Below are 2,842 nucleotides of genomic sequence, written 5' to 3'. Positions count from 1 at the left end.
TTCGAGTGAGAGTCAGCTGGAATTATTTTCTTTGAAATATTCTTCGTTTTTGAGGTGGAGCTATAGTAGGTAACGGTCTTGGTTAAGGCAAGTAGCGTGGAGTGGGGACACGTTCTTGTCGGCTTAGTTGTTATTTTACTTGATGTCTAAAATAGCACTTTTCACCAGATTACCCGCTATTTGCGCTTAACCGATGTTGGCTAAAGTTATCTACTCCACTAAATTGTTAATTTAGAATTCACAATTCGTGGTGACTATCGTATTCTCATTTACTAATGTAGAAACCTGGTCAACTTCTTGTTGAAAATCATCAATGCATAAATAATCAAGAAAGGGATAATTATTATTTTCGTAAGCAGAGCCAATATCGTCAGCTCTTAAATAAGTTAGAACAGAATTGTTTTTTAAAACAAGAGAGTCCAAACTATTTTCCGAAATATCGAGCCATTCAAGATTGGTTAGACAATGTAAATCTAGCATATCTGGTTCACCACCTTCAAGGTAAAATAAGTTTAGAGTTTTTATAGCAGGTGTATCACAATAATTAATTGTTAGCCAGCTATTTGTCAATGATAAATCTTCTAAAGCCGTACAATCATTCATATTCATTATTATGAAATTAAAAGGAATATTATAATCACCATCAAAATAGCGGGGTTTATTACCATCAAGATTAGCAATTTTCAACTTGCTTAATCCTGAAATATTAATATTGTCAATGTAGGAGGCATCAACACCACTAATTTGCAGTTTCTCAAGTTGCTTAAGGCCTGAAAAATCGTAAGAAATCTGAATAGAATCAAAATTGGGTTCCAATCTATCACTAGTACCTGATATTTTTAATACTTTGAGATTTTTAAAACTATTAGCTCCAGTGAAATCAATAACTCTTCTAACTTCAGCATAGTTTATTGAAAAAATCAAACCACTAATTTTTTCCGCTTCACTAACTTGTATTTCTCCATCATTGTTCAGGTCAATATCTGAATCCCCTTGTTCATCATTATCCGTATCTATAATGTTCGTATTTATCAAAGCATTTTTAAAATATTCATCTGGAATTTCAATTATGTCTTCAGTTGTAACTACTGGGTTGCCATCCGGATTGCTGTCTGGAGTATCTGGCGGATTCACTGGATTATCTGAATCGCAGGAAAGGAAAACTAATAGTAAAAAAAGAAGGCTGTAATATGGTGCTAAAAATCTCATCTTATATAAATTATAAAGTAGTCTTATTAATCTTTGAATTTCTAATCATCAAGATAATTTTTGCCAACGGTCTTGGTTAAGGCAAGTGGCGTGGAGTAGGGACGCGTACTTGTCGGCTTTGTTGTTTTTTATTAGGTGTCTAAAATATACTTTTTCGACTAAGCCCGCTATTTGCGCTTAACCGATGTTGGCAATAGTTTAATCACCTAAAATTTTGTTTATAGGTTTTCTAAAGAAAGTATATGGAAGTTGAATCATTTCTTCTGTTTCGGAATCCTTGGTATATGGTAATCCATAGTTCACATATGCTATACATCCATTTTCATCTAAAATAATATTTTTTGGATAATTTTTGTTTTTCAAAGATTCTTTTAAAAAATTTTCTGCGCTAACAAGATGTTCAAAATTGAAAGCCTTTTTTAATAGGAAATTTTCAACTTGGGATTTATCATTAAAAGTAATACTGATAAATTTCATTTTATCTTAATATTCTTCTCTTAACTTATTTAATTCAGGCATTTCCTCAACACATGGAGCACAGGCAGTGAACCATAAATTAATAAATACTATTTGTCCTTTTAATGAATTCAAAGTAATTTGATTTCCTTCTAAGTTTTTTAAATCAAATTCAGGAAATTCATATCCTACCTTAATATTGTCTGATTTTTGTGAAAATGTACTTATTGTCAAAAATAAGATTGCAATATTTAGGATTACTTTCATTTTCTGTTTGTTTTTAAATTATTGCCAACGGTCTTGGTTAAGGCAAGTGGCGTGGAGTAGGGACACGAACTTGTCGGCTTAGTAGTTTTTTATTTGGTGTCTAAAATAGCACTTTTCACTAGAATGCCCGCTATTTGCGCTTAACCGATGTTGTAAATCTATGGCGACACGTATGAGTAGGCACGATTATTTCGCCATACTTTTCCATTCTTTAATACTTGTGTTGGTCGGGTGAAAAACGAGATTCATTTTTATTAAAATATGTTTAGGAAGCAGGAATTTCTGTAATAACCAATGCTATTAATCCACCAAAAACACCACCGATTAGTGTTCCTATTAACACTCCTGGAAGCATCAAATCTAAAACATTACCAACTGATATTCCTATCACAGTACCAAACATAGCACCTATACATATGCCAAAGATTATTTTAATTTTTTCCTTTTTGATTTTTTGAATAGAAAATTTCTTTATGCTTTTTAATTTCTCTAATTTATTTTTCATTTATAGTAAATTTTTATTCTTTTTTTTTATCAAAATTGAATTTTTCTAATTTTAAATTTTATTCCGTTTCTTTTAAATTTTATTATCAATTAGGAAGTGTTTTTTTTTATGTTGTTTTTCCGTTTGGAGCCATTGTTTACAACGGTCTTGGTTAAGGCAAGTAGCGTGGAGTAGGGACGCGTCTTTGTCGGCTTAGTTGTTTTTTACTAGGTATCTAAAATACACTTTTTCGACTAAGCCCGCTATTTGCGCTTAACCGATGTTGTAAATAGTTTTTACTTCCTAATTTACTATAGTAGCTTTAAACTTCCCATTTTTTAAAACTAGTTTATTGTCATAATTTTCAGGATCACCCTGCTCCAGTAGAAGTGATATTTCAAAATTTCCTTTTATAATATTTTGTTC

Annotated in this window: 4 protein-coding genes; all 4 read right to left on the bottom strand. The window is 31.3% G+C overall.

The window, feature by feature from the left end; genetic code table 11:
* Nucleotides 1–231: 231 nt before the first annotated feature.
* Complete coding sequence (locus BC962_RS16205; RefSeq protein WP_121347141.1) at nucleotides 232–1,209, bottom strand: leucine-rich repeat domain-containing protein; 978 nt, start codon at nucleotides 1,207–1,209, stop codon at nucleotides 232–234.
* A 198-nt stretch (nucleotides 1,210–1,407) separates the two neighbouring features.
* Nucleotides 1,408–1,686 carry a hypothetical protein gene (locus BC962_RS16200; RefSeq protein ID WP_121347139.1) on the bottom strand — a complete coding sequence of 93 codons (279 nt, stop codon included), beginning with the start codon at nucleotides 1,684–1,686 and terminating at the stop codon, nucleotides 1,408–1,410.
* A gap of 6 nt (nucleotides 1,687–1,692) precedes the next feature.
* Complete coding sequence (locus tag BC962_RS16195) at nucleotides 1,693–1,932, bottom strand: TlpA family protein disulfide reductase (protein WP_121347137.1); 240 nt, start codon at nucleotides 1,930–1,932, stop codon at nucleotides 1,693–1,695.
* A gap of 265 nt (nucleotides 1,933–2,197) precedes the next feature.
* Nucleotides 2,198–2,437: a hypothetical protein gene (locus BC962_RS16190; protein WP_121347135.1), complete on the bottom strand. Its 240-nt coding sequence runs from the start codon at nucleotides 2,435–2,437 to the stop codon at nucleotides 2,198–2,200.
* Between the last annotated feature and the right edge of the window lie 405 nt (nucleotides 2,438–2,842).

The organism is Gillisia mitskevichiae (assembly GCF_003634585.1).
Classification (GTDB): Bacteria; Bacteroidota; Bacteroidia; order Flavobacteriales; family Flavobacteriaceae; genus Gillisia; species Gillisia mitskevichiae.
This window is presented reverse-complemented; position numbering and strand designations above follow the sequence as displayed.